This window comes from Paracoccus aurantiacus (assembly GCF_007993065.1).
Lineage (GTDB): Bacteria > Pseudomonadota > Alphaproteobacteria > Rhodobacterales > Rhodobacteraceae > Paracoccus > Paracoccus aurantiacus.
On the sequence record NZ_VOPL01000003.1, the window covers coordinates 223,726 to 249,161 of the forward strand.

The following is a 25,436-nucleotide window of genomic DNA, read 5'->3' on the forward strand; positions in this document are numbered from 1 at the left end:
GGTCTTTATTGTTGAATGATGTCCACTACTCATCGCCACCCCCTCTGCCTGCGAAAAGGTCCCCCTGATCTGTGTCGATTTCGCTAAATGCACCCAAAACCGCTGACAGAGCATTATCGTCTAAAGGCTCAGACAAGGCATCGCCATTGAACTCTAGAACGCGCAGAACCCTGATATTCTTGGGTGAATTGGCCTTTCCCTGAAAAGCCCACTGCACCTTGATCGTGTCCATGATGTGGATGTTGAGCTGTTCGGCTTTCACCAGCCCCCAGAACTGTTCATCTTCAATCCGGAACAGCCGCTCGCGGCCCTTGGCGTCCTTCGCCTTCCAAGCACGCTGACGATCTTCCCTTTCCCAATTCGGGGACGTCACCTTGAGGTCAACGATAGCCGTCTGCCACGGCTCATCGTCTTCGTCCTTCACCGGCGGGAGAACAACCTGTAGGCGCGCGAAGTCGCTTCGGTCGATTGGGAAAACAGGCTCGTCCTCGAACCCGACTGCGCGGATATCAGGTGTGGCGGCGCAAGCTTCGTAGAACTCGTTCCGTGCGGCGAATCCATCGCGAAAGCGCGTCGTGGTTAAGCCAACCGATTCCAGTTCGGCGACATCTGTTTGAAGGAAGGATTTTGTTGTTTCGACCAGGAATTCAGCGGCGGCAAGGCATTTCGCTTCGTCATCTTCTGGCGCTTTGTCCGCTTCCTCGATGGCCTCGTCATCCTCATCAGAAACGATCTGCTCCCTGATCGCCGAACCTGCCTGCTCGGACCAATGTGCCGGTTCCTGTAATGTCAGACCACGGATGAAGGCCTGACCGATATCGCTTTCCGTAAATGTCCAAACAGCGATCCAGCCGCCAAGCAAATAGACGCCGATCCTGCTTTTGAAGGAGCCTTCCTGCGGCGGAAGAACCAGAATCTCATATTTCAGCTTTCCATCGAAAAGCTCTCTGTTCAAAGAGGCAATGATGGTTTCCGCTTGTTCGGCGGTGCGCACAAACGTACCGAGAGGTATGGCATGCGCCGGTAAGTTAAAATGGATCGGCAAGACGGCTAGCACGCCATCTTTACCTAACCAGATCTCATCCTGCATGCCCCCTCCCTACACAGCAACGTCCAAACTATTTATTTATAACTAATTTTCCAATACAAATGACCAAGCGTTAACATTTTCAGGTAAATTACGTAATCAAAACGGAATCTCATCATCCAATTCTGTTGAAGCAGAAGGTACATCCGGAACTTGAGAAACTGACTTCTCTGATTCAAAAATTATCTTTAGCCCCCAGCTCTCAACCACCTCAGCCAAGGGAAACGCATCGCCCTTAGCCCAATCAATATATGGAGCTGCTGTTGCACTCCATGGCTCTCGTTTCGGCAATCTGATCTGGACGCGCACCGGAACATGCAATGCGCTACCAAAAACGATTGCTTCACCAGCAGCGAGAACTGTTACCTGATCCAGCATACGCTGCGCTTGCTTTGGAATTATTCGTCGGAAATGATCGATATCATCGGGGTTCTGTAAACGGTGGGAAAAAAAGTTGGCGCACTGGCTTATAATGGTAGGGCTAATCTCGCTCGGCCTCTGACTAGCGACGATGAGCGATAGCCCGAATTTTCGTCCCTCTTTCGCAACTCGTTCAAATGCACGCCGCGAAAGTGCCTGACCTCGATCTTCGACCTTGCCAGCGGGGCGGGCATAGTTATGCGCCTCTTCCAGAACCAAAACCCACGGATACTGACTTCGCGTATCTGGGCGAAGCATTTCTCGTGCTTCGAGCAACAACCGCCCCAACAGCGCACATGCGAATGGCAAAACCTCGGATGCCAACATGGAAAAGTCGAGCACCGACACACGGGGGCCAGTTCTCTTTCCGACCCCTAGCCTCTCCATCCAGTCCTGAAAGCTGCTAATGGCCTGCTTCTCGTAGCTGAAAAGCGACTGCCATCGCCTGTCGTCAAGACGGGTGCGCAGACGCAGCTTCAACGTCGTCAGATACTGGTCAATCTTTTTTCCGCTTTCCTGATCCGTTGTTCGATCGACAAGGCGGGGGTCACGGAACTCAGCAACCGCAACAAAGCGCGGGGAATCTGCTGACTTTGCGAAGTTGATACCTTCATTCTGCCGATCGGAAATCGCTGTAAGCAAGTTGGATCGGACTTCTACAAGCTTGTCTCGAACGGCCTTTTCATTGGTCAACGAGTCCCAATCACCGGAACCGTTCCACGTTGGAAGCGATTTTATTTCGCTCCAATCTATGCTCGTGACATATTCCGCAGCTTGATCGAGTTGGACTTTAAAGCCGTTATTGTTTTTATTTCCCTGCCTATCCATCCACTCGAATGCAGCATCTATCTTCGAGACAGCAATTTGAAGCGGGTCGTAAGCTCCGATGCCAGAGCAGGATATCTTCGCGATCGCCCACCAATCCTTCAGAACAGGCTCTTGTGTTGCTTCAGATGCTTGAAGCCATTCACAAAGTTCTTCTCCGTTCATCAACCACGCGGGAAGACAGAACTCTTCTCCGTTGAGGTAAACTCGGTTGGGTTCGCGCTGATAGGTTGTCTTGGTGGGATCAAGAAATGCGTTTGCGTATTCGCCATTGATATCAAGGATGAAAATATGGGGATCCGCCTCGGCATCTGAGCCAAATCCATCATGCTCTACGATACCCCGGATTAGGCTGGCAACGGTGTAGGATTTCCCAGACCCGGTATTTCCTACAACCGCGAGCGGGCGGGAAAATAGGTCATTAAAAGATGCCCTGACCTTGGTATTCTCGTCACCTGTTTGATGCCCGATCTCCAGAGCAAAATCAAAAGGCTTGTCAGTCCAACCATGCGGACGGTTCCGCTGAGGTGGATGAGCAAAAATACCCGACAAAATTTCTGGATTTGCAACCTCGGCAGGCGTGTCCAATGTCGGAAGAACGGTAATTCCGGTATCGAACTTCCATTTATTTTTTCTCAAATGGCGCACAGTGCCAAGGAGCTGTACTGAAGCAATTCGGCGCGGCTTGGTCAGCTCAAGGGACAGTTCTTCATCCCGTGTCGGATCATAGCTCTCACGCGCTTCGAGGTCGCTGAGCATACCGATCGCATGGGAACCCGCCCCAAGGTCAAAAGTCAGAAACGAATTGATTGCAACCGCACGCTGCACGCCATCGGGCGTCGCACGAGAGGACGATTTCGCATCCGGCGACAACTCAACCTTGAGCCGAAATCCGTTTACCGAAACGACGTGGCCGATGACGCGCGGCTGTTCCATCAAACGGCCTCCGTTTTCCCGTCAGGCTGCCTTTCCTGAGTTTTACGAAGCTGCTCTTCAAAGCTGCGAAGATGTTTGTAGTCATCGAGCCACTTCACATCCGGCATGATGTTCTGCGCGAAATCAGAGAAGGTTGCGACATTATAGGAACAAGCAGCGCCTTCACCGACGCGCTCGGTCAACACGAAAGCACGCTGTCCCAAACTCTGATAGCTGCGGATGCGCCCGACGATTGCACTATCGGGGTTCGGCTCCACGACCAGCAACACCAGTGACGGATTCATAAGTGCCGTTTCAATGATGCGGGTTACATGATCGTCACCAAACCCATACCCCAATACCAGCAGAAAGGTTTGCGGCTGATTCAGGCGAGCATGGAAAAGCCGGAACAGATGCGCGTAGGGCATATCCAGCGTCTTCGTAAATTTTTGCGACGTCGGCAGAATTCCGAATGAATCTATTCCCTCAAATTCAGGGGACGCAAGCAGTGCAGCTTTCTGTTCAGCGCCTGCTTGTCGGTATTCCTTCGCAAATCCAAGCTCCGTATGGCGCGCGCGCACAAGGCCACGCTCATCTGGCTGCCAGTGGATAGAACCGTGTAGCTTATAAAATTGGAGAAACTTATCGAAACGACGGACACGCCCTTCCGCCACATCACCCGGATAGTAGATATCCAACCCATAGACGGAGGGGTCAAACCGCGAATTTGCTTTGCCGGTAAAGCCATCGAAATATTGAATGCCCAGTTCTTCCATCGCCTGCTCGAACATGGTGTCGTAGTTGAGTGTGAAAAGGTGTGTGCGGCCAAGATTGGTGTCGCGGGCGATGAGTTTGGCCAGAAACGGGATATGCCCTGTGGTATTTTGGGCGCTTGGGTCAGAAAGCTCGCTGCGATCGATCTCAAGAGCGCATTCCGCATAAATTGCTCTCTCGATCAACTTTCTCAGTAACTTTAGGTCTTCATCACCGAGAACGACATCGCAATCCAAACCAATGCTATCTTCTCCTTTCCATTTCACCGTACTGATAGGAGATTTTTCGGGCTTCGAAAGCTCCGAGGCATTGAAGAGATAGCTTAGCCAATCTTCAAAGCCCAGAGGTCCAGAATCTACTTTGGGGGGCCACTGCGCTTTTCGATGACGGATGATGGCCTTCACATCATCTGCGAGTTGGCAATTCTCGACAGCACCCAAAACCAAACATTCGAGATTGTTCGCCCTTGGCCCCGCCATCAGTCTCCCGCCAGCACTAAACGATGTGCCTGCTGCGGTCAGAACGACAACATTTTCCATTCGGAGCCAGTCTGCGAGCAGCGCCTGCACCCGTCGCAGTCCGTCTTCGGGGGACTTATCTGCCAACAGATCATCGCCTTCACCCGCAGAGACCGGCGACAAGAGTTTATATTTGCACAGCTCCGTCATGGCTCGATCTCCAACGCCGGGAGGCTGCGGACGATTTTCATCGTCTCCAAGCTGACGGTGATGACGCGCTGGAAAAGTTCCAGCGGATAGGCCGGATTGCCAACGGTTTCGACGGCATATCGGTTGGCGTCGTTGACAATATCGCTTCCCTTGTTGGTTTTCGGATTATAGCTGTCCTTCAAAACAGCTTGTCTCTCCATTACCCATTCAAGAGCAGGCTTACCGTTGACGACGTATTCGTAAGCCTCCAGCGGGATATTCTGCATAGTGATATTGGCATTGTAGATCACTGTCGATCTATCGACATTTGGGCGTTTGCCCCCAAACTTCATCTTGGTAACGCGGTAGAATGTCTCCGCATTGCCAAAGACCCATGTGTTTGGATGCCCCTGCTTATAAGTGACAGGGTAAGGCTCGACGCTTTCATAGCCCACATGCAGTTCCGCCAAATCACAGCCCGCCTGCACGAAAGCACGGAAATCCTCTGCCTTCTTCACGCATGGAATTCGGGGAAGCTCTTTTGTCAGATTGTCGGCATACCTCTCCCGATATTCTTCGGAATGCAGCAAGCCGTAAGTGTAGTAGAAAATATCTTCTTTGGTAATTATATCATCAGGATACGAAATTTCGAAATGCCGCAAGCCAACGTCGGTTATACAGTCACGATAAGTGACATGCTCCGCCTTGGAGAAAAGTCCGTCCGGACCGGTATCTTCTGCATCATAGATATGGAGCGGGAAGCATTGCGATCCGCTCATATCCGCCGCATGAAGGCTTGGAATACAATCTGTCATAAGGGCCGACACGGAACCGCGCGCGCCGGGACTTGACATTGCGATGACACGGTTGGGGCTATCCGCATCAGGGAAAAGTCGCGGCATCTGATAACGCCGTTCATTCAGTTCGGCGCTATAGAACAGCCACTCTTTTCCGAAAGGCCGGTAGATCGACTGGACGACGACTCCACTGTCTAAATCTAGCGGACGACCTCGTTCCAACGCAGTTTGCAGTCCCGCACTCCAACTGATCTGCCTCGGGTCGGTCAACAGTTTCGGCGCTGGTTGACCAGATTCCTGCGCATCTCTGGCCTTCACACGCTCAGCGTTGTAGGTGTCGATCATCGCCGCGATATTGCGCTCCAAATCAGTACGAGAGCGGTTGTAACACCATGCGTCACGCTGGGTTTTCACACCTGCGGAATAGGTTTCAAACAGCGTATCGGCGGTCTTGTCCTTCTTGTCACCGATCTTGATGAACTGATCGAAACTTGCATCCCTCTGGTTCAGCCAATCGCCATGCTCGTCCGGCTCGATTCTGATCCAGCCTTCGGCACGTGCGATACCGCCTGTAGAGCCGAACTCTCGGATGATGGAGAGTTTTTCTTTCTCTTCAAGATAGTCGCCGATGTCGCGGTAATGGATACGACCGCGATGTGAAGCGTCGGGGTTACGCACGAGAACTGAGACCGTGATCGGTGTGCGGGTGCCCGCGCCAAAGACATTGCCCTTCTCTTTGCGACGGCGTTCACCTGTCAGGTGTGCGTTTCCGCGTAGGTTGAAGATATAAAGGTCGGAGAACTCATTGGTGAAGCTTTTACGAACACCAGTCGTTGCATTGCCATCCAACCAGCCGCCATTGGTCACGAAAGCCACCACACCGCCGTCTTCGCCGATCCGGTCGCTGGCCCAACGGAAGGCTCGCAGATAGCTGTTGTAAAGACCGTTTTTGTTCTGCGCGTCTGTCAGTGCGGCATAGGTATCGCGAATGCGGCCATCAAGGCTGGGATAGTCCACATTGGCGTTATCATCATTGGCGCTGTCCTGCCCCTTGGAATAGGGCGGGTTGCCGAGGATCACGCGGATATCAGTAGCCTTCTGTCGCTTCCGCCGTTCCGAATTGTCCGGCATATAGTGCGAGATGAGATCGGTACTCTCATACATCTGGAAGGTATCGGTCAGGCAGATACCTTCAAACGGTATATAATCGCCGCCCATAATCCCGTGATAGACGGCTTCGACATTGATGGCGGCGATGTAGTAGGCCAGCAAGATAATCTCGTTGGCATGGATTTCACTCCGGAACTTGTGTTCCATCTGCTCCGACGCAATCAGGCCTGATTGCAGCAAGCGCGTAATAAATGTGCCGGTCCCCGTGAAAGGGTCGATGATATGGACGCCTTCGGAACCAAGCGTCTGGCCGAATTCTTGCTGCAAAACCTCATTCACCGAATGGATGATGAAGTCCACGATTTCGACCGGCGTATAGACGATACCCAATTTCTCGGTCGTGCGCGGAAAAGCTTTGCGGAAGAATTTGTCGTAAAGCTCGACAATAAGCCGCTGCTTGGCCTGCGGATCGGTGATGCCCGACGCGCGCAACCGCACCCTGGCATAGAATTTTTCGAGGTCTTTGGATTCCTTGTCGAGATTGGCTTCGTCCAGCACGTCCAGAACACGTTGCATGGCGCGCGACACAGGGTTTTCGCTGGTGAACTGGTGGCCTTCAAATAGCACCTCGAACACCGGACGGGTGATGATGTGCTGCGCCAACATTTCAACGGCATCATCTTCGGTGATGCTGTCATTGAGGTCGTCTTTCAGTTCGCCATGGAATTCATCGAAGGCACGGCGGGCTTCGGTGTCCGGGTCGGCAAGAATGCCTTTCAGGCGGCTGATATGGTTCTTGGCGATTTCGGCGATGTTGGTCGCCCAATCTTCCCAATAATCACGGGTGCCGCACTTCTTGACGATCTTCGCCATGATGGCGCGGGAGAATTCGTCAACGGAGAAGGCAAGCTCGCCCTGCACCTCGCCGGTGACGATCGGATCGCGCCCCGGTGTGCCGATGCCCGACCGTTCGGGTTTCGAGCGCGTCGGCAGGTCTTCCACAACGGCAGTGACGGCCTGCAATTCGGCATTCTGGGTAACGCCGATGATCTCGATCGCATTGCTGACATCCTGCCCCAGCGATGCCTTGTTGATGGTCGCATCGAAACGATCATCATGGGCGCGCAGGGCGTTGAGGATTTGCCAGACAACGCGATATTTCTCGTTGTCGTTCAACGCCTGTTCCGCCGGAACACCTGCGGGAACGCCAACGGGCAGGATGACATAGCCCATCTTCTTACCCTCGGCGCGGCGCATCACGCGCCCGACCGATTGCACAACATCAATCTGGCTCTTGCGCGGATGAAGGAACATGATGGCGTCGAGCGCCGGAACGTCCACGCCTTCGGACAGGCAGCGCGCATTGGTCAGGATACGGCAGATATCGTCGCCTGCATCGGCTTTCAGCCAATCGAGCAATGCGCCACGGGACTTGGCATTGAACGTGCCGTCAACGTGTTCGATCTCGCACCGCAGGGACAATCTGTTTTCGGCGTCATCTTCGTCGGTGTAGTCGAGATATTCATCGACAACCGTGCCGAACTCGTCACGGATCAGCTTGGAGCTGCGGATGTCTTTGCAGAACGCCAATGCCCGGCGCATGGGATGCGGATCGGCGGCGACATCGGCCTTCATGTCGGCTTTGGTCAGGGCCTTGTAGCAACCGATGATCTTGGTCGCGTCATCAAGGACAAGCTCGGAACTGCCGTCACCAAGCCGTTTCTGGATCGCCGAGCTGATAAGCCCTTCATCCATCGCCAGCACGACAACCTTATAGTCGGTCAAAAGGTTGTTCTGCACCGCCCATGAGAAACCCCGGTAAAACAGCGTTTTGCCGAACAGCTTCTCGTCATCCATGGAAGCCAGAACAGCGTCAGCTTCATCGGCACGGCTCTTCACGTTGTCGCCGAAGATGCGCGGCGTGGCCGTCATATAGAGGCGCTTCTTGCCGCGAATGATGTCGTTGGAATGGACTTTGACAAAGTTGGATTCGTCCTCGCCTGCCAGCGTTGCGCCTGTGGTGCGGTGAGCCTCGTCGCAAACGATGAGGTCGAATTCCGGCAGGCCGTGCTTTTGCTGCGCGTCCGCGACAACCTGAATGGATTGGTAGGTCGCAAACACCACGGTCATCTTGCCCGGCACGGCCTCGCCCGCGCTTTCGGAAAGCTTGGCGGCGTTGGTCGTGGCAGGGAATGCGAGGTCCAGCACGTCGATTTCGGCAATGTCATCATTGCTCTGACGACGCTTGCCGACCTGCGTATCGGAACATACCGCAAAGGATCGCAACTGGGTTTCGGTGTCCGCCGTCCATTCGCGTACCGTCTGCGACATCAGGGCAAGGGACGGCACAAGGAATAGGACAAGCTTTCCTTCCCCTGCAAGGTCTTCGGCGATCTTGAGACTGGTGAAGGTCTTGCCTGTTCCGCAGGCCATGATGAGCTTACCGCGATCGGCTTCGGCCAGTCCAGCGCGCACCTCACGCAAGGCGTCCTGCTGGTGTTCGCGGAGTTTCTTTTTGTCGGCCAGCACCACTTCGCCCTTGGCGGCGAAGGTTTCCCAACGGATAGGGCTTTCCTGCATTTCGGAAAGGTTGATCCGAAGGACGGGGATGGCCTGTCCACGGATCATGGTTTCGGCATTTTCGCTCCAAGCCTTTTCGGTGCTGTCGATGATGACGCGCCGTTTGAACGGGGCTTTGCCCGATGCCGATATGAAGCTGTCGATGTCCTCTTTCCTGATGCGGTAGGCGGCATCATAGAATTTGCACTGGATCGCGGCGAAGCCGTCTTCGTCGCGAAGCTTTGCTACAAGGTCGATTCCGGTGTCGCGGGCATCCCAACCATTGGCGCCGGCCCAATCCTTGAAGGTCTGGACCTGCTCATACTGTTCAAGCTGGATGGGGTCATGGGTTAGGTAGGCGATGGCGAAACGCTCAAAGTACGTTCCCTTTTCCCGCTCGGTACGCGCTGCATCACGATAGGTCTGCAAAAGCGATTGCAGCGTCTGTTCGGCCATGTCTTCCCCCAAGCCCCTGTTCGGGCATTCACCTGTTGCGCTGGAACCGGCTTTCGTACCTGTTCCATTAGCGCGTCGTCACGTTCGGTTTCGTTGCGGGATGCGCGTCCGACGACGCGCCGTTCCTACGGACAAAATCGCGCATGAACTCCCGTATGACCTGCGCGGCAGGCCGATCCAGAACCTGACAGGCTGCAAGGAATTCATCCCGCAGCTCGCGCTCGATCCTGATTCGCATACCAGCGTCTTTTTTCATAATTCGCAGTGTATCCGGCGGATACACAAAAACCAGCCCTGAGGATATGCTTACCACCAGCAAACACCGTGAATTTGTCTAGCGGCCGTCCGGCTCTCTACCACGCAATCTCTGAGCGCGTTCGCCTGCGGGCCGGCGCGGCTTTCGCCGCGTCCCATCTGATAGCTATTTCTAAGGGCGCTGCCCTCGCGCGGCGCAAGACAACTCTCTGACCTTTCGCGGCATAAACGGCCCGCTCCCCACAAACGGGTCCCCTCCATTTATTCCACGGTGCCAAAGAGTTGTCTGGCACCTTACTACCCCGGTCTCGCCGACGGGCAAGGGTTCAGGAGCGGCGCTTCGCTGCTCTGAACCTCAAAACCCAAAGGAACAGAGACATGAGCAGTGCAGCCGACAGCAATCCTCGTATCTATGTTGCGTGCCTTGCAGCTTACAACAATGGCTATCTGCATGGGGCTTGGATCGACGCGGATCAGGACGCCGACCAGATCAGGGACGAGATTGCCGCGATGCTTTCCCGTTCCCCTGTCGAGGACGCGGAGGAATACGCCATTCACGACTATGAGGGCTTCGAGGGCGTCCGCATCTCCGAATATGCCGGCATCGACACAGTGGCGCGCATGGGCGCTTTCATCGCAGAGCATGGCGCACTAGGCGCGGGCCTGCTGGAGCAGTTCGGCCACGACATCGACCAAGCCGAAACCGCCTTGCAGGATTGCTATCACGGTCAGTTCACCAGCCTTGCCGATTATATGGAGGAATTGACCCGCGACAGCATCACGATCCCCGAGGCGCTGCGGTACTATGTCGATTGGAAGGCGATGGCGCGTGACGCCGAAATGAGCGGTGACGTTTTCACCATCGAAATCAGACATGACGAGGTGCATGTGTTTTCCAGCAGATGAAGCAAGGTCTGCTTGCCCGCATACGCGGGCGAGCGACTAGCCAGACTTCAACGACAGTGTTAAGAAGAAAATAACCAAGAATGATCGGGTTAACCGCTCAACGTATCTGATTTGAAAGCCTTCTAATACTTCAAACAATACTTGAATCTCTCCGATCCGGGCGCAGCCTCACGCGCCCCGGCTTTGAGAGGTGACGCCATGCTAAGCATCGACTGGCGTTTGCCGGCGGCATACAGACACGCGAAGCAAATTCCGGCCGCCGGTTTCGCTTGGGAATACCTGCGCCGGAATGACGATTATCGTCAGGACTTCGAGACCATCGCAAGGACCGGGGAACCGACCGGCAGTGACCTCGAAATGTTTGCACATCGCTGGGGCTTGCGATTTCCCGTGCGATCCCGACGCGCAGCATGACCCGCAATCGCCGATCTGGAATCCGAACCTTCACCCGCAAGCGGTGATGTTGTCGCCGGTCGATCACAAGAACGGCGATACCGAACCAATATTGACGCTGGCGCATCTCGATGGCCTTGACCTGCGCCGCGCCGCCGATGGTTGGCACGGCATCTGGCAGGTGGATGGCGTCGCGCATCAATTCTGGCTGCCCGAGGCCGTGCCCGATGCCGCCGCATTCTACGCCGTCACGTTGCCGATGGATTCGTTTCTGGAACTGCGTGCTCACGCGGCCCGCCGATTTTGGCGGTCCCTCAACGGTCGCGCGCCCGGTCCTGATTTCCGAGCCGTGCCTGCCCAACTCCGGCAATGGCATATCTTGACCCTGCGCGCGCTTGACGCGCGGTTGCGCGGCGAAAGCTATCGCACCATCGCTGAAGTCCTGCTCGGCTTTCGCGGCACCAAGGAGGATTTCGAGAGCGACCCGCGCAAGAACAAGGCCCGCCGACTGGTTGCGCACAGCATCAAAATGATGCGCGGCGGCTATCGCCTGCTGCTCCATTATCCGATCAAGCCCGACAAGCGTTGATCGTTCTCGGCCTTTGACCTCACGCCTTGTTGGCTGCCGCCTGCTCCAGAATCTTTCGATAGCCCTCGCGCGAAAGCCATTGCGCGCGCTCGAGATGGCTTTGCCAGCAACGATAGGTCCGAAGTTCCTCGGCAGCCGGATCGCGGTGCAGCACTATCCGCGCGACTTCCTTCCAGTCCGCGCCCTCGGCCTTCGCATCCAGCAAGCGCAGATAGGTGACGTAGTGCCGTTCGTCATAGACGGTTATGGTGTCGCCGGTCGGCGCTTCATCGTCCACATCGGGATCGAGTTCGACGGGAACCCGCATAGTCATTCCCCGTATCCGGGAGAGCTTTGTCTGCGGTGCGCCCCCGCAAACGATTCTCTCTGACTCTTGGTGATCGGGGAGTTAGTAACCGTCACGAAACGGCCCCATGGCCTTTAGCTCGGAAAGCCTGTTGTATACGCCACAGGCTCCCCGACCATAGGTCAAGGAGTTGGTGCCGTTCTGGCTGGCACCGGCCATTCGTGAGGGGTTACTACGCCCCAGAGCAGCGCGTCTGCTCCGCTGCGATTCTTAACCGAATCGCGTGGGAATGTCTTTCCCTATTCAGCGCCACAGGCAATGAGCCGCTGAAATCCCTCATCTATTGGCCGCGCACCGCCCCGAAGGGGGGTGCCGCCAGCGTATAGGCGCAAATGCGGCACGCTACGCGCCGCCGATCCCTCGCCATGGTTCGCCACAGTCCGCTGCCGCCCCCGGCAGCCCAATCCCGACTGGAGGTGATCCATGCCCAACCCGCTTGCGGGCCTGCCGCCGCGCCTGCTGCGCACCAAGGAAGCCGCGCGCTTCCTCGGCATATCCATCCGCACCCTTGAGAAACATCGCACCTACGGCACCGGGCCAACCTATCGCAAGGTCGGCGGTCGCGTCCTCTACACCGTCCGCGATCTCGAAGACTGGAGCGCGGCGGGCGAGCGCAAATCGACCCGCGACAAGACCGCCGGCACCGTCTTTCCGGCGCGTCCGCTCACCCCCGAAGAACGGGGCGACTGCTAGATGCTGCGCGAGAACGATCACGCCCCCGCGCAGCCGACCGAGGACAGCGAGCGCAGCCGCCTAGACCCCTTCGTGGTCGCAACGGGCGACGCGCCGCCGCGCGACCAGCGCGACTTGATGGAGCGGCCATTCTTCTCGCTGGCGAAGACCCCGCGCACAAAGCCGATTCTCTACAAGGCCGCCGACATAGAGGTGCAGGTGTTCGGGATGCCCGAGCACGGGATGGCGACCATATGGGACGCCGATGTGCTGATATGGGCGGCCTCGCAGATCGTCGCGGCCGAGAACAACGGCCTCACCACGTCGCGCTTTGTCCGGTTTACGCCTTACCATCTGTTGCGCGCCATCGGGCGGCCGACCGGCAATCACCAATACCGGCTTCTGAAAGCCGCGCTGGCGCGGCTGCAATCGACCGTCATTGCCACCACCATCCGCAACGGCCCGCATTGGCGTCGCCGGCAATTCTCGTGGATCAACGAGTGGGAGGAAATGACGACGCGCGCCGGCCGCGTCGAGGGCATGGAGTTCGTCCTGCCCGAATGGTTCTACAACAGCGTCATCGACCGTTCGCTGGTCCTGACCATCGACCCGGCCTATTTCCGGCTGACTGGCGGCATCGAACGATGGCTTTACCGCGTCGCCAGAAAACACGCCGGCCACCAGCGCCACGGCTGGGTTTTCGAGGTCGCGCACCTTCATCAGAAATCCGGCAGCCTCGCGCGGCCGTCCGACTTCGCGCTCGACCTGCGCCGGATCGCGGCCCGCCAGCAACTCCCCGGCTACCTGCTCCAGATCGAGCGGGAAGACGGCCGCGAGTTGCTGCGCATCCGCCCCGAAAACCTGTCAACAGGCACTGTTGATAACCCTGTTAATGCCATCGGCAGATCAGGCGCACGGGGTATCGGCACATCGGGCGCACCACTATCGGCAGATCAGGCGCACGAACCGCAGCTAACGCTCTGGCCTGAAAAGCGGAATCCGACCGCTAACTTATCTAACAGAGAATCTAACTCTTTTTCTTTGACGCGCGCGCAGGCGAAGCGTGGTGCCGGTTCTGCCCGAAGGGGCAAGCCATGACGGCCGCGCTCGACGCGCTGCGCCCGCGCAGCCCCCAGCACATCACCGGAGACGAACAATGACCCGTCGCGCCCATCGCAGCGCGCACGGCCGTCCGCTGCCGGACGGGCCTGCGCCCTTCACAACATTGGTCGAGTTGACCTTCGAGAAACGCAAGGTCGAGCACTGGATACGCTTCGGCCGCAAGAGCTACGAGCAGATCATCGACCGCCGCCGCAGCGTCGTCGGCTTCGCGCCGGGCAGCGTCTTTGCCTTCGTGCGATGGGCGAAAGGCGAGCACGGCACTGTCGTTTCGCGGATCGACATTGTGCGCGCCATCGGCCGGGGCGAGCCGTTCCAGACATTGCCGTTCGTGCGCCCCGGCGGCGAAATCCTGTTGCGCCTCGATAGTTGGCCCAAGGTGCAGCGCGCGCTTGCCGCCATCGACGCCGTGGATGCGCTCGGCCTCGATCCGGCCGACGCCTCACCAGAGCACTGGCGGCACGTTCACAACCGCCTGACCGCCAATCTGGAGCCGCACGCCTACACCCCCGAGCGACATGCCGCATGGCTTCACCGCAGGAGGATCGACCCATGACGCGCCGCCGCACCCTTACGGTGGCGACGCTGGCGGTGCTCGGCATCGCGGCTGCCAGCGCCGTCGATTGGCCTTTGAGGCTCATCTGGAACGCCACGGCCAGCGCGCCCATCGGCTTCTACACGGTCGAGCCAGCCGGCGCGCTCGACGTGCCCGAGCTGGTCGCCATCATGCCGCCCGAACCGCTCGCCGCCTTCATGGTCGAGCGCGGCTATATCGCGCGAGGCGTTCCGCTCTTGAAGCGCGTCTTGGGCCTGCCCGGACAGCGGGTTTGCCGCGCCGGCCGCACGATCACGGTTGACGGGATCGAGATGGGCGAGGCGCTGGAGCGCGACAGCCTCGGCCGCGATCTGCCCATCTGGCAGGGCTGCCGCGTCGTCGGCGACGACCAGCTTTTCCTCATGAATTGGGAAGTCCGCGACAGCCTCGACGGCCGGTATTTCGGACCCATCCCCGCAGCTTCCGTCATCGGTCGAGCGGTCCCGCTCTGGACCGATGAGGAAGGCGTCGGCCGCTACGAATGGCGCGCACCGACGCACTGAAACCACCCTCGAAAACCAACCACAGGAGACTTCCATGGCAGAAATAGGCACCTTCACCCGCACCGAAACCGGCTATGCCGGGGAGCTTCATTCGTTCGGCCTTCACGAAAAGCTGTTCATCGTCCCGGCCAAGCCGAGCGACATGAGAAACGCGCCCGACTATCGCCTGCGCCTCGATAGCGAGGACGGCCCGGACGCCGGCCCGGCATGGAAGGACGCCAGCGAAAATGCCGGCGACTTCGTGTCGATGAGGCTGGAGGGGCCGATCTTCCCGTTCCCGATCCGCGCCAAGCTGTTCCAGTCCAACGACGATCCTTCGGTCTGGACGCTTCGTTGGAAACACCCCCGGAAAGCCGAGGACGAGGAATGACGGCCGCGCGCGTCCGACCCGCCATTCGCTCCAAGATCGTCATCCCTCTGTTTGCGGAAAAGCCGTCTCATCTCTCCGTCCCGCTCGGCCACCGGACGGCCGGCGCGCACAGCGAAGGTCAGGGGCGGCCATCGGCCGGCGCTTGCGCCTCGCCCTTGACCGCAGCGAGCACGCTGGCAGGCTGGTGTCGAAGCGGAGACAGGACTGCATGGCATTATGCCGTCCTGATACTGGCTGGCGCGCTTTCCATCTGCGCCGGATCGGGCGTCGCGGTCGCGCAATCCGCGCCCGTCGAGCGCCCCGCCGCCGCCCATCCCTATGCGGCTCACATCGCTGAGGCGTCGCAGCGTTTCGGCATCCCCGAGCAATGGATTCGTGCCGTGCTGCGCGCCGAAAGCGCGGGCGACGTGCGCGCGGTTTCGCCGGCCGGCGCGATGGGATTGATGCAGGTGATGCCCGACACATGGGCGGGCCTGCGCGTTCGCCACGGCTTCGGCCGCGATCCCTACGACCCGCGCGACAACATCCTCGCAGGCACGGCCTACCTGCGCGAAATGTTCGACCGCTACAGCAATGTCGCGGCGATGCTGGCGGCCTACAATGCCGGTCCCGGCCGCTACGACGAGCACCGCGCGACCGGCCGCCCGCTTCCCGCCGAGACACGCGCCTATGTCGCCGCGCTCGCCCCGATCCTTGGCGGCGCAGCTCCATCGGATGCGCCGTCCCCGCAACCGGCACCGCCGCCGGATTGGCGCGAGGCACCGCTGTTCGTCATGCGCCCGGCCGACACACGGGCTGCCGCCGCGCCGCCGTCCGAGGCGCAATCAGGCGACGGCCGCGCTGTCGTTCCGGCCCGCGATCCCGCCCTTGCGGAGCCGCAGGACGGCAGCATTTTCGTGGCGAGCGCGAGCGACGGAGGAACGCCATGAAGGTGGCGTTTCCGTGCTCGGCGACGCCGGTTTCAGCACCCAGTCGGGCAGGTTCGCGCCCGGCAGGATTCCCGGCAGGAGAGGCAGAAAAGACAGAAAGGGCGGAGGGCAAGATTAAAGAAGACGGCACCATGTCGGGCCGCTTCTGGAAATTGTTGTTGTCTGCACACTGGTTAGGCGACCGATTCCGGCACCATGGTTTTGGGGGGCCGCGTGCCGCGATTTCGCGCAAAGCCTTGGCTTTGCAGGGTTTCGAGCGGCACCATAGGCGCAGATCGGCCGTTTTCCGGCGGTTTTGGCTGGAGTCGCGCCCTTGAGCGCCGACGACGAAAACCGCTTCCGACCGAAGCCCGGCCGCATCCGATCCGACGCGCCGAAGGCCGGCAAGACCAAGAGCTTTTTCACGCAGGTCAAGAAGATCACCCGGCAGCATCAGGCGGCAGCCTCCCGCGCCCCTTCCATGCCGTCATCCGCCCGCCCGTCATCGCCGGCCCGTTCCCGCGCCTTGGTCGCCAGCGGCAAGGGCGTGAAGCGCGGCCGGGGCGCGAGCTTCGTGCGCGCCCGGAACATCTCCGGCCAATGGCATCACCGCCAGCCCGGTAGCCGCCGCGTGATGGTCAAGCAGCGCAGCGTCCGGGCTGCATGGAAGGGCGGCCGTGCCCGCGCGCATCTGCGCTATGTCCAGCGCGACGGAACCTCGCGCGACGGCGAGCGGGGCCAGCTCTATTCGGCGACCGAGGATCGCGCGGATGGCGACGCCTTCCTTGATCGCGGCAAGGACGACCGCCACCAGTTCAGATTCATCGTCTCGCCCGAGGATGGCGCGGAGCTATCGGACCTCACGGCCTACACCCGCGATTTCATGCAACAGGTGGAAGCCGACCTCGGCACGAAACTCGATTGGGTTGCCGTCAATCACTACAACACCGGCCATCCCCATGTGCATATCGTCGTCAACGGCCGCGACGATACCGGCGGGGATCTAGTCATCAATGGCGACTACCTTTCGGCGGGCCTGCGCGAGCGCGCGAGCGAGCTTGCCAGTCTTGAACTCGGCCCCATCACGGAGATCGAGCAGACCCGCAAGCTGTCAGCCGAAATCGACCAAGACCGTTTCACCCGGATCGACCGCGCCATGACCGAGGAAGCCGATGCCAGTTTCCTCGACCTACGCCATGAACCGGCAGAGCCGAGGCGGCAGTTCGAGCGGACGCTGCGCCTGCGCAGGCTCGGCAAGCTGGAAAAGATGGGGCTGGCGACCGAGCACGCGCCCGGCGTTTGGGAATTGAGCAAGGACATGGAACCGGCCCTGCGCGAGTTGGGCGAGCGCGGCGACATTATCCGCACGATGCAGAAGGCACTCGGCCCGCAGGGAGGCGAACGCGATCCCATGAGTTTCCAAATCCATGACGGAGCGCCCGAGACGCCCATCGTCGGCCGCGTCGTGGACAAGCACCTGTCCGATGAGTTGGGGGAGAAGCTGACAATCGTGGTGGATGGGATAGACGGGCGGACGCATCACATCGCCGGCATCGCGCCCGAGCGGCTGGAGGATGCCCGCATCGGCAGCGTTATCCAGATCGGCCCTGCCGAGGCGGTAGCTCGGCCGTCCGACCGCACCATCACGGCCATCGTCGAGGACGGCATCTATCGACCGAGCCGCCATCTGGAGCAGGCGAAATTCGAGGGCCGCGTTCCCGGTGGCGACTATAAGGGCTATGTCGATGCCCATGTCCGCCGACTGGAGGCGCTGCGCCGGGCCGGGATCGTCGAGCGCATCGACGCAGACCAATGGCGCATCCCCGATGATCTGGTCAGCCGTGCAGCCGCCTATGACACCGGCCGTGACCGGCAGGCCAGCGTTCGCGTCCTGTCCCCCGTCAATCTGGAAAGGCAGATACGTTCGGACGGGGCGACATGGCTGGACCGGCGATTGGTCTATGGCGAGACAGCCGACCTTGCACCGACCGGCTTCGGCCAGCAGGTGCGCGAGGCCATGGACCAGCGCCGCGAGCATCACATCGAACAGGGCGACGCCAGCCGAGCGCGGAATGGCCGCGTCTTCTATCGGCGCAGCCTTCTCGCCACCCTGCGCGAGCGCGAGGTTGCGCGCGTCGGCGCGGAGATGGCCGAGAGTAAGGCGCTACCGTTCCGCGCCGCCACGGACGGCGAGAATGTGAGCGGCAAATTCACCGGCACCGTGCAGCTATCCAGCGGCAAGTTCGCGGTGGTCGAGAAGTCCTATGAGTTCACCCTTATCCCTTGGCGGCCGGTGATCGACCGGCAGCTCGGCCGCGAGGTCATGGGTGTTGTGCAGGGCGGATCGGTGTCGTGGCAGGTGGGGCGGCAGAGGGGGCTGGAACGCTGAGGGCGCCCATGCCGCATTGCGAAGCAAAAGATAATCGGATAAGAGGTATCTATTCATATTCGTAAGCGTGGAGTCATCAGATGGGAAATTCCAAGTCAGCAGACAAGTAAGCCGCAACAACCAGTATTGTTGTTGCGGCGCTCTGTAAGGCTAGTCTCATCTGATTGCTGACGAGCAGACGTCGCCCGGTATTCCTTAATCGAGCGGTTGATTCGTCATGACCACCACACGCCCCGCGTGGGCCTATACGCTGCCGGCAGCACTGCTGCTGATGGCTCCCTTCGACATCCTCGCGTCACTGGCGATGGATATTTATCTCCCCGTCGTTCCAGCGATGCCCGGCATCCTGAACACGACGCCCGCCATGATCCAACTCACGTTGAGCCTCTATATGGTGATGCTCGGCGTGGGCCAGGTGATTTTTGGTCCGCTCTCAGACCGCATCGGGCGACGGCCAATTCTACTTGCGGGCGCAACGGCTTTCGTCATTGCGTCTCTGGGAGCAGCTTGGTCTTCAACTGCACCAGCCTTTGTCGCTTTCCGTCTGCTTCAAGCAGTGGGCGCGTCGGCCATGCTGGTGGCGACGTTCGCGACGGTTCGCGACGTTTATGCCAATCGTCCTGAGGGTGTCGTCATCTACGGCCTTTTCAGTTCGATGCTGGCGTTCGTGCCTGCGCTCGGCCCTATCGCCGGAGCGTTGATCGGCGAGTTCTTGGGATGGCAGGCGATATTCATTACTTTGGCTATACTGGCGATGCTCGCACTCCTAAATGCGGGTTTCAGATGGCACGAAACCCGCCCTCTGGATCAAGCGAAGACGCGCCGATCTGTTTTGCCGATCTTCGCGAGTCCGGCTTTTTGGGTTTACACTGTCGGCTTTAGTGCCGGTATGGGCACCTTCTTCGTCTTCTTTTCGACGGCTCCCCGCGTGCTCATAGGCCAAGCAGAATATTCCGAGATCGGATTCAGCTTTGCCTTCGCCACTGTCGCGCTTGTAATGATCGTGACAACTCGTTTCGCGAAGTCCTTTGTCGCCAGATGGGGCATCGCGGGATGCGTAGCGCGTGGAATGGCGTTGCTCGTTTTCGGGGCGGTCCTGTTGGGGATCGGCGAACTCTTCGGTTCGCCGTCATTCCTCACCTTCATCGTGCCGATGTGGGTCATGGCGGTCGGCATTGTCTTCACTGTGTCCGTTACCGCGAACGGCGCTTTGGCAGAGTTCGACGACATCGCAGGATCAGCGGTCGCGTTCTACTTCTGCGTTCAAAGCCTGATAGTCAGCATTGTCGGGACATTGGCGGTGACGCTGTTAAACGGTGACACGGCGTGGCCGGTGATCTGTTACGCCACGGCGATGGCAGTGCTGGTGTCGTTGGGGCTGGTGCTCCTTCGGCTCCGTGGGACTGCCACCGGGAAGTCGCCAGTCGTCTAACCGACGACTGGTGGCAGGCCCGCTCCGATGCGGCGCACTAACCATCGAAACCTCGTGAATGGCGGTATCCTGTCTGGTAGGATACCGCTCATTTCCCTTGTTCAGTTCATCGCCGTCGCCGAGCATCTGAATTTTCGGCATGCGGCCAAGGCACTCGGCGTCAGCCAGTCGAGCGTCAGCGCGCGTGTGAAAGCGCTGGAGGATAACCTTGGTGTCCTGCTGTTTGAGCGCCATGCGCGGGGCGTTCGGCTAACAGACGCAGGCAGGCACTTCATGGAGCGTGTCACGGCGGGTGTCGATCAACTCGATCACGCGGTGAAGACCGCCGGCATGACAGCTCAAGGAGAATGTGGCCGGCTTCGCATCGGCATCCATGGCTTGATCCCACGCAGCTTTCTCACGGAGCTGATCCGTCATTATCGGGAAGCCCATACCGGCATTGAGGTCGAGATCACCGAAGGCACGGCCCGCGATGCGGTGATGCAGCTTCGTGCTGACCAGCTCGACGTGGCGTTCGTCGCGGGCAAGCCCGAGATGCCCGACTGCCATACCCGACCGATCTGGACCGAACCGCTGGTGGCCGTGCTATCGGATGGGCATCGCCTCGCCGGGCAGTCCGCAATCACTTGGTCCGATCTGGTCGGCGAGACTTTCATAGTTCGCTATGGTGGCACCGGCCCGCAGGTCCACGACCATATCGTGCTGCGCCTTGCCGGGCGTTGGCCCGCACCGTCGATCCTGCGCTTTGATGTGGGGCGCGGTACGCTGCTATCTATGGTCGGACAAGGCTTCGGCATCACTATCGTCGGCGAGGCCACGTCATTATTGCCGACGACCGGCATCGTCTTCCTGCCCTTCCTCGATGAACCGGAGCCGGTTGCCTTTACAGCCGTCTGGTCGCCGTTCAATCGCAGCTCCGCACTGAAAAATCTGCTCAACCTCGCAGGCAAAATGAAGCGTGACGGCGATTCGCCCAATCGTTTTCTCGATGGCACTCGACCGGCACGATAACGGCAAAGGCGACCCGTCCTATTTGCCACCGATAGTATCCGGCAGCCCTCCGGCATCCACTTTCCTGTTGCCCGTCCCCATTTTGCCTACTCTCTAATCGGCTCCGTCTTTTTTGCCGACTGGAGCCTGTATGCGCGGAGGCCGAATCCTTTGGGGCCAGATTGGTGCCGTCTTCACCATCGTTCTGGTGATGACGTGGGCGGCGACGCAATGGGTCGCGTTCCGTCTCGGCTTCCAGCCCCAGCTTGGCAATCCGTGGTTCGAGCTGGTGAGCCTGCCGATCTACTACCCGCCGGCCTTCTTCTGGTGGTGGTTTTCATTCGACGCCTACGCGCCCGCGATCTTCGTCGAGGGCGGCATCATCGCCGTATCGGGCGGTTTCCTCGCCATCGCCGCCGCCATCTTCATGTCGATCATCCGGGCACGGGAGGCGCGCAACGTCGCCACCTATGGTTCGGCGCGATGGGCAGAGGACCGGGAAATCCGCGCGGCCGGATTGCTCGGCCCCGATGGCGTCCTGCTCGGCCGATACGACAGGGACTATCTGCGCCATGACGGTCCCGAGCATGTCCTATGCTTCGCCCCGACGCGCAGCGGCAAAGGTGTCGGGCTGGTGGTGCCGACGCTGCTGACGTGGCCCGCATCCGCTATCGTCCACGACATAAAGGGCGAGAACTGGACGCTGACAGCGGGCTTTCGTGCGAAGCATGGCCGTGTGCTGCTGTTCGATCCCACGAACGCCAGATCGTCCGCCTACAATCCGCTGCTCGAAGTCCGGCAAGGTGAATGGGAAGTCCGCGACGTGCAGAACATCGCGGATATTCTGGTCGATCCCGAAGGCAGTCTCGACAAGCGCAACCATTGGGAAAAGACCAGCCATTCATTGCTGGTCGGCGCGATCCTGCATGTTCTCTATGCGGAGAAGGACAAGACTTTGGCGGGCGTCGCCAACTTCCTGTCCGACCCGCGCCGCCCGGTCGAGGCGACCTTGCGCGCGATGATGGACACACCGCATCTAGGCGAAGCTGGCGTTCACCCCGTCATCGCGTCCTCGGCCCGCGAGCTGTTGAACAAATCCGAGAACGAACGGTCGGGCGTGTTGAGCACCGCCATGTCCTTCTTGGGCTTGTATCGCGATCCCGTGGTAGCGCGGGTGACGGCGCGTTGCGACTGGCGCATTGCCGAGCTGGTCGGCAGCCGCCAGCCCGTCACGCTCTATCTGGTCGTGCCGCCGTCCGACATTAACCGCACCAAGCCGCTTATCCGCCTGATCCTCAACCAGATCGGCAGGCGGTTGACGGAAGAATTGACCGGCTCCGGCAAGCGCCATCGGCTGCTGCTCATGCTGGACGAGTTTCCCGCGCTGGGCCGTCTGGATTTCTTCGAGTCCGCCTTGGCCTTCATGGCGGGCTACGGCCTCAAGGGCTTCCTGATTGCGCAGAGCCTCAATCAGATCGAGCGCGCCTATGGGCCGAACAATGCGATCCTCGACAACTGCCATGTCCGCGTCAGCTTTGCGACGAACGACGAACGCACGGCCAAGCGGGTGAGCGACGCGCTCGGCACCGCGACGGAGCTGCGCGATTCCACCAACTACGCAGGGCACAGATTGGCCCCGTGGTTAGGTCACTTGATGGTGTCACGGCAGGAGACGGCGCGGCCGCTGCTCACGCCGGGCGAGATCATGCAGCTTCCGCCGACCGACGAAATCGTCATGGTGGCGGGCACCCCGCCGATCCGCGCCACCAAGGCCCGCTACTACGAGGACGCGCGGTTTCAGGAACGCATCCTGACCCCGCCCGATCTGGTCGCCGCTTCGCTGGCGCCCAGTCCATCGACCGATGATTGGTCCGGCCGTGTGGTCGCGGCGGAAAGCCGTTCCGCGACCGACGCCGCACACGGGGCCGAGGGCGATCCGGCCAATGCCGGCATCCGCCGCGAGCCGGAATTGCCAAGCCAAGAGGAAATCGTCGCCCGGCCGCCATCGCCCGAACAGGAGTTCGAGTTTCTGGACGACGAGCAAGACGTTGACGCGGCCAAGGCCCGCGCCATGCGCCAGCGCATGAGGATGGTCGCGCGGCAGGTGGCGCTGAACCCCGATGACGGAATCGACCTTTGAGGACACACCCATGGCAACCAGAACTCGCCTGAATCTCTATTTCGACCCCGCGCTCATTCCGCAGATCGAGGCGATGGCGCTGCGCCGCTCGGTGGCGCTGCGCCGCAATGTCTCGAAATCCGCCATCGTGGAGGCGGCGGTCATGTCCTACCTGTCCGGCGATGCCGACGACCAGCTTGAAGCCGCCATGTCGCGCCGTTTGGACAAGCTCGGCCGCCAGATCGAAACGCTCGACCTAGATCTCGCCGTCCTCGGCGAGACGGTCGCGCAGTTCATCCATTTCTGGATGACCATCACGCCGCCGCTTACAGGAGCCGCACAATCCGCTGCCCGCGCCAAAGGCGCGGAGCGGTTCGAGGGCTTCATGCAGAATCTCGGCCGGCGTCTGGCGACCGGCGACAGGTTCCTCAAAGAGCTGTCGCGTGACCTCGACTCGCTCCACGACGATCCGTTGCCAGACGAGTCCAAGACCAATGGCGATCAAGCGTAAGTAATTGAACCCGTCCTATTTACCGCCGTTCGCCGCCGATCACCGCACGCAGCTAGATACTTGTTGAACCGGCCCGATTTGGGCCTCTCTTAATCGACCCCGATCCGGGGATTGCCTGTCGCGTCCCCACCAGAAGCCGGGGCAGACATGACCACCAACCACCATAGACCGGAAGCCATTGCGCGCGGCGCGCGCATGTTGCGCACCGCGCTCGGCTCCGCAATCGCCCGGCTGCTCGAAAACCCGGCCGTGGTCGAGGTGATGCTGAACCCGGACGGTCGGTTGTGGATCGACCACCTGTCCGAAGGACTGTCCGACACGGGCGAACGCCTGTCCGCCGCCGATGGCGAACGCATCGTGCGGCTGGTCGCGCATCATGTCGGCGCGGAGGTTCATGCCCACAGCCCCCGCGTCTCGGCCGAACTGCCCGAGAGCGGGGAGCGGTTTGAAGGTCTATTGCCGCCCGTGGTTGCCGCCCCGACCTTTGCCATCCGCAAGCCCGCCGTCGCGGTGTTCACGCTCGACAACTATGTGGCGGCCGGGATCATGTCTGCCGATCAGGCCGTGACTCTCCGCGAAGCCGTTGCCGCGCGCGCCAACATCCTTGTCGCGGGCGGCACCAGCACCGGCAAAACCACCTTGACCAACGCGATCTTGGCCGAGGTGGCGAAGACGGCGGATCGCGTCGTCATCATCGAAGACACGCGCGAGCTGCAATGCGCCGCGCTCAACCTTGTTGCCATGCGGACGAAAGACGGCGTGGCGACGCTTTCCGATCTGGTCCGTTCCTCGCTGCGCCTGCGCCCCGACCGCATCCCCATCGGCGAGGTGCGCGGATCGGAAGCCCTCGAACTGCTCAAAGCATGGGGCACGGGACACCCCGGCGGGATCGGAACCATCCATGCAGGCAGCGGCATCGGTGCGCTGCGCCGCCTTGAACAGCTCATCCAAGAGGCTGTCGTCACCGTCCCGCGCGCCCTGATCGCCGAGACAATCGACGTCGTTGCCGTCCTTTCCGGGCGCGGTTCCGCCCGCCGGCTGGCCGAACTGGCCCGCGTCGAAGGGCTGGGGCCGGACGGCGACTACTGCATCACCACCGCAATCCAAGCCAGCACAGGAGAATCTTCATGATCCGCACGATTTCGCGTGGCTATCGCCTCGCCGCGACTGCCGCATCCACCCTTGCTATCAGCTTCATGCTTGCCCCGGCCGCACATGCGTCCGGTTCGTCGATGCCGTGGGAAGCGCCGCTCCAGAGCATCCTCCAATCCATTGAGGGGCCGGTCGCCAAGATCATCGCCGTCATCATCATCATCGTGACCGGCCTGACCCTCGCGTTCGGCGATACGGGCGGCGGCTTTCGCAAGCTGATCCAGATCGTGTTCGGTCTGTCCATCGCCTTCGCAGCCAGCTCGTTCTTCCTGTCGTTCTTCTCGTTCGGCGGCGGGGCGCTCATCTGATGGCGGGCGGCCTCGAACAGCTCGACGCGGTGCCGGGATTTTCTATCCCGGTCCACCGGGCGCTGACCGAGCATATCCTGCTCGGCGGCGCACCGCGCGCCATCGCCATCATGAACGGGACGCTTGCCGGGGCCATGGGCCTCGGCCTGCGCCTCTGGCTGGTCGGCATCGCCATCTGGGCCATCGGCCATTTCGCGGCCGTGTGGGCGGCGAAACGCGATCCCCAATTCGTCGAGGTCGGGCGCAGGCATCTGCGCATCCCGGCTTTCCTGTCTGTGTGAGGGCGCGG

General features: G+C 60.1%; 23 protein-coding genes and 1 pseudogene. 18 read left to right on the forward strand and 6 right to left on the reverse strand.

What is annotated here, in order from left to right:
- Window positions 1-25: 25 nt before the first annotated feature.
- From FQV27_RS09465 to FQV27_RS09485, 5 genes are all read right to left on the reverse strand, one after another.
- The gene (locus FQV27_RS09465) at window positions 26-1,090 is read right to left on the reverse strand and encodes a hypothetical protein (RefSeq protein ID WP_147097746.1); all 1,065 of its coding nucleotides are present in this window, start codon (window positions 1,088-1,090) and stop codon (window positions 26-28) included.
- Between the two features lie 96 nt (window positions 1,091-1,186).
- Complete coding sequence (locus tag FQV27_RS09470; protein ID WP_147097748.1) at window positions 1,187-3,268, reverse strand: ATP-binding protein; 2,082 nt, start codon at window positions 3,266-3,268, stop codon at window positions 1,187-1,189.
- A complete protein-coding gene (locus FQV27_RS09475) occupies window positions 3,268-4,689 on the reverse strand; it encodes an SIR2 family protein (protein WP_147097750.1) in 1,422 nt (473 codons plus the stop codon). Before FQV27_RS09475 ends, FQV27_RS09470 begins: the two co-directional genes overlap by 1 nt.
- The gene (locus tag FQV27_RS09480; RefSeq protein ID WP_147097752.1) at window positions 4,686-9,590 is read right to left on the reverse strand and encodes a DEAD/DEAH box helicase; all 4,905 of its coding nucleotides are present in this window, start codon (window positions 9,588-9,590) and stop codon (window positions 4,686-4,688) included. The genes FQV27_RS09475 and FQV27_RS09480 overlap by 4 nt, the downstream gene beginning before the upstream one ends.
- A 67-nt stretch (window positions 9,591-9,657) precedes the next feature.
- Window positions 9,658-9,828, reverse strand: a complete 171-nt coding sequence (locus FQV27_RS09485) for a hypothetical protein (RefSeq protein WP_222611682.1) — start codon at window positions 9,826-9,828, stop codon at window positions 9,658-9,660.
- Between the two features lie 395 nt (window positions 9,829-10,223).
- Here FQV27_RS09485 and FQV27_RS09490 point away from each other — a divergent pair, with 395 nt between their 5' ends.
- The 3 genes from FQV27_RS09490 to FQV27_RS09500 all read left to right on the forward strand — a co-directional run bounded on the left by FQV27_RS09490 (window position 10,224) and on the right by FQV27_RS09500 (window position 11,733).
- Window positions 10,224-10,751, forward strand: a complete 528-nt coding sequence (locus FQV27_RS09490; RefSeq protein WP_147097755.1) for an antirestriction protein ArdA — start codon at window positions 10,224-10,226, stop codon at window positions 10,749-10,751.
- A gap of 198 nt (window positions 10,752-10,949) precedes the next feature.
- Window positions 10,950-11,165, forward strand: coding sequence for a transcriptional regulator domain-containing protein (locus tag FQV27_RS19340; protein WP_084640136.1), 216 nt, complete (start codon window positions 10,950-10,952; stop codon window positions 11,163-11,165).
- Window positions 11,166-11,211: 46 nt separating this feature from the next.
- A complete protein-coding gene (locus FQV27_RS09500) occupies window positions 11,212-11,733 on the forward strand; it encodes a DUF2285 domain-containing protein (RefSeq protein WP_147097757.1) in 522 nt (173 codons plus the stop codon).
- Window positions 11,734-11,752: 19 nt separating this feature from the next.
- Here the strand turns inward: FQV27_RS09500 and FQV27_RS09505 are convergent, their stop codons facing one another.
- Window positions 11,753-12,046: a DNA -binding domain-containing protein gene (locus FQV27_RS09505; protein ID WP_425467958.1), complete on the reverse strand. Its 294-nt coding sequence runs from the start codon at window positions 12,044-12,046 to the stop codon at window positions 11,753-11,755.
- Between the two features lie 456 nt (window positions 12,047-12,502).
- On the opposite strand from FQV27_RS09505, the gene FQV27_RS09510 reads away from it, so the two are divergent.
- The 15 genes and pseudogenes from FQV27_RS09510 (at window position 12,503) to FQV27_RS09575 (ending at window position 25,428) form a co-directional block, all read left to right on the forward strand.
- Entirely contained in the window at window positions 12,503-12,772 is a 270-nt protein-coding gene (locus tag FQV27_RS09510; RefSeq protein ID WP_018426335.1) for a helix-turn-helix transcriptional regulator, read from the forward strand.
- Window positions 12,773-13,849: a replication initiator protein A gene (locus tag FQV27_RS09515; protein WP_147097759.1), complete on the forward strand. Its 1,077-nt coding sequence runs from the start codon at window positions 12,773-12,775 to the stop codon at window positions 13,847-13,849.
- Between the two features lie 58 nt (window positions 13,850-13,907).
- Window positions 13,908-14,426 carry a DUF2840 domain-containing protein gene (locus FQV27_RS09520; protein WP_125334613.1) on the forward strand — a complete coding sequence of 173 codons (519 nt, stop codon included), beginning with the start codon at window positions 13,908-13,910 and terminating at the stop codon, window positions 14,424-14,426.
- Window positions 14,423-14,968, forward strand: a complete 546-nt coding sequence (locus FQV27_RS09525) for a S26 family signal peptidase (RefSeq protein WP_125334612.1) — start codon at window positions 14,423-14,425, stop codon at window positions 14,966-14,968. The genes FQV27_RS09520 and FQV27_RS09525 overlap by 4 nt, the downstream gene beginning before the upstream one ends.
- Window positions 14,969-15,002: 34 nt before the next feature.
- The gene (locus FQV27_RS09530; protein ID WP_147097761.1) at window positions 15,003-15,338 is read left to right on the forward strand and encodes a DUF736 domain-containing protein; all 336 of its coding nucleotides are present in this window, start codon (window positions 15,003-15,005) and stop codon (window positions 15,336-15,338) included.
- Window positions 15,335-16,267, forward strand: coding sequence for a lytic transglycosylase domain-containing protein (locus FQV27_RS09535; protein WP_147097763.1), 933 nt, complete (start codon window positions 15,335-15,337; stop codon window positions 16,265-16,267). The genes FQV27_RS09530 and FQV27_RS09535 overlap by 4 nt, the downstream gene beginning before the upstream one ends.
- A gap of 613 nt (window positions 16,268-16,880) precedes the next feature.
- Window positions 16,881-17,234: pseudogene (locus FQV27_RS19345) on the forward strand (relaxase/mobilization nuclease domain-containing protein); the annotation flags it as partial.
- A 168-nt stretch (window positions 17,235-17,402) separates the two neighbouring features.
- Window positions 17,403-18,635: a DUF3363 domain-containing protein gene (locus FQV27_RS19020; protein ID WP_222611688.1), complete on the forward strand. Its 1,233-nt coding sequence runs from the start codon at window positions 17,403-17,405 to the stop codon at window positions 18,633-18,635.
- 217 nt (window positions 18,636-18,852) lie between these two features.
- Window positions 18,853-20,067, forward strand: a complete 1,215-nt coding sequence (gene floR / locus FQV27_RS09545) for a chloramphenicol/florfenicol efflux MFS transporter FloR (RefSeq protein WP_147097766.1) — start codon at window positions 18,853-18,855, stop codon at window positions 20,065-20,067.
- 27 nt (window positions 20,068-20,094) lie between these two features.
- Window positions 20,095-21,078 (forward strand): LysR family transcriptional regulator, encoded by a 984-nt coding sequence (locus FQV27_RS09550; protein WP_147097768.1) that lies wholly within the window; start codon window positions 20,095-20,097, stop codon window positions 21,076-21,078.
- A 130-nt stretch (window positions 21,079-21,208) separates the two neighbouring features.
- Window positions 21,209-23,197: a conjugal transfer protein TraG gene (locus FQV27_RS09555; RefSeq protein ID WP_147097771.1), complete on the forward strand. Its 1,989-nt coding sequence runs from the start codon at window positions 21,209-21,211 to the stop codon at window positions 23,195-23,197.
- Between the two features lie 10 nt (window positions 23,198-23,207).
- Complete coding sequence (locus tag FQV27_RS09560) at window positions 23,208-23,687, forward strand: CopG family transcriptional regulator (RefSeq protein WP_186827271.1); 480 nt, start codon at window positions 23,208-23,210, stop codon at window positions 23,685-23,687.
- Between the two features lie 195 nt (window positions 23,688-23,882).
- Window positions 23,883-24,818 carry a P-type conjugative transfer ATPase TrbB gene (trbB, locus tag FQV27_RS09565; protein WP_425467959.1) on the forward strand — a complete coding sequence of 312 codons (936 nt, stop codon included), beginning with the start codon at window positions 23,883-23,885 and terminating at the stop codon, window positions 24,816-24,818.
- Window positions 24,815-25,147, forward strand: a complete 333-nt coding sequence (locus FQV27_RS09570) for a TrbC/VirB2 family type IV secretion system protein (protein ID WP_147097777.1) — start codon at window positions 24,815-24,817, stop codon at window positions 25,145-25,147. The genes trbB and FQV27_RS09570 overlap by 4 nt, the downstream gene beginning before the upstream one ends.
- Window positions 25,147-25,428 carry a VirB3 family type IV secretion system protein gene (locus FQV27_RS09575; protein WP_147097779.1) on the forward strand — a complete coding sequence of 94 codons (282 nt, stop codon included), beginning with the start codon at window positions 25,147-25,149 and terminating at the stop codon, window positions 25,426-25,428. The genes FQV27_RS09570 and FQV27_RS09575 overlap by 1 nt, the downstream gene beginning before the upstream one ends.
- Window positions 25,429-25,436 lie beyond the last annotated feature (8 nt).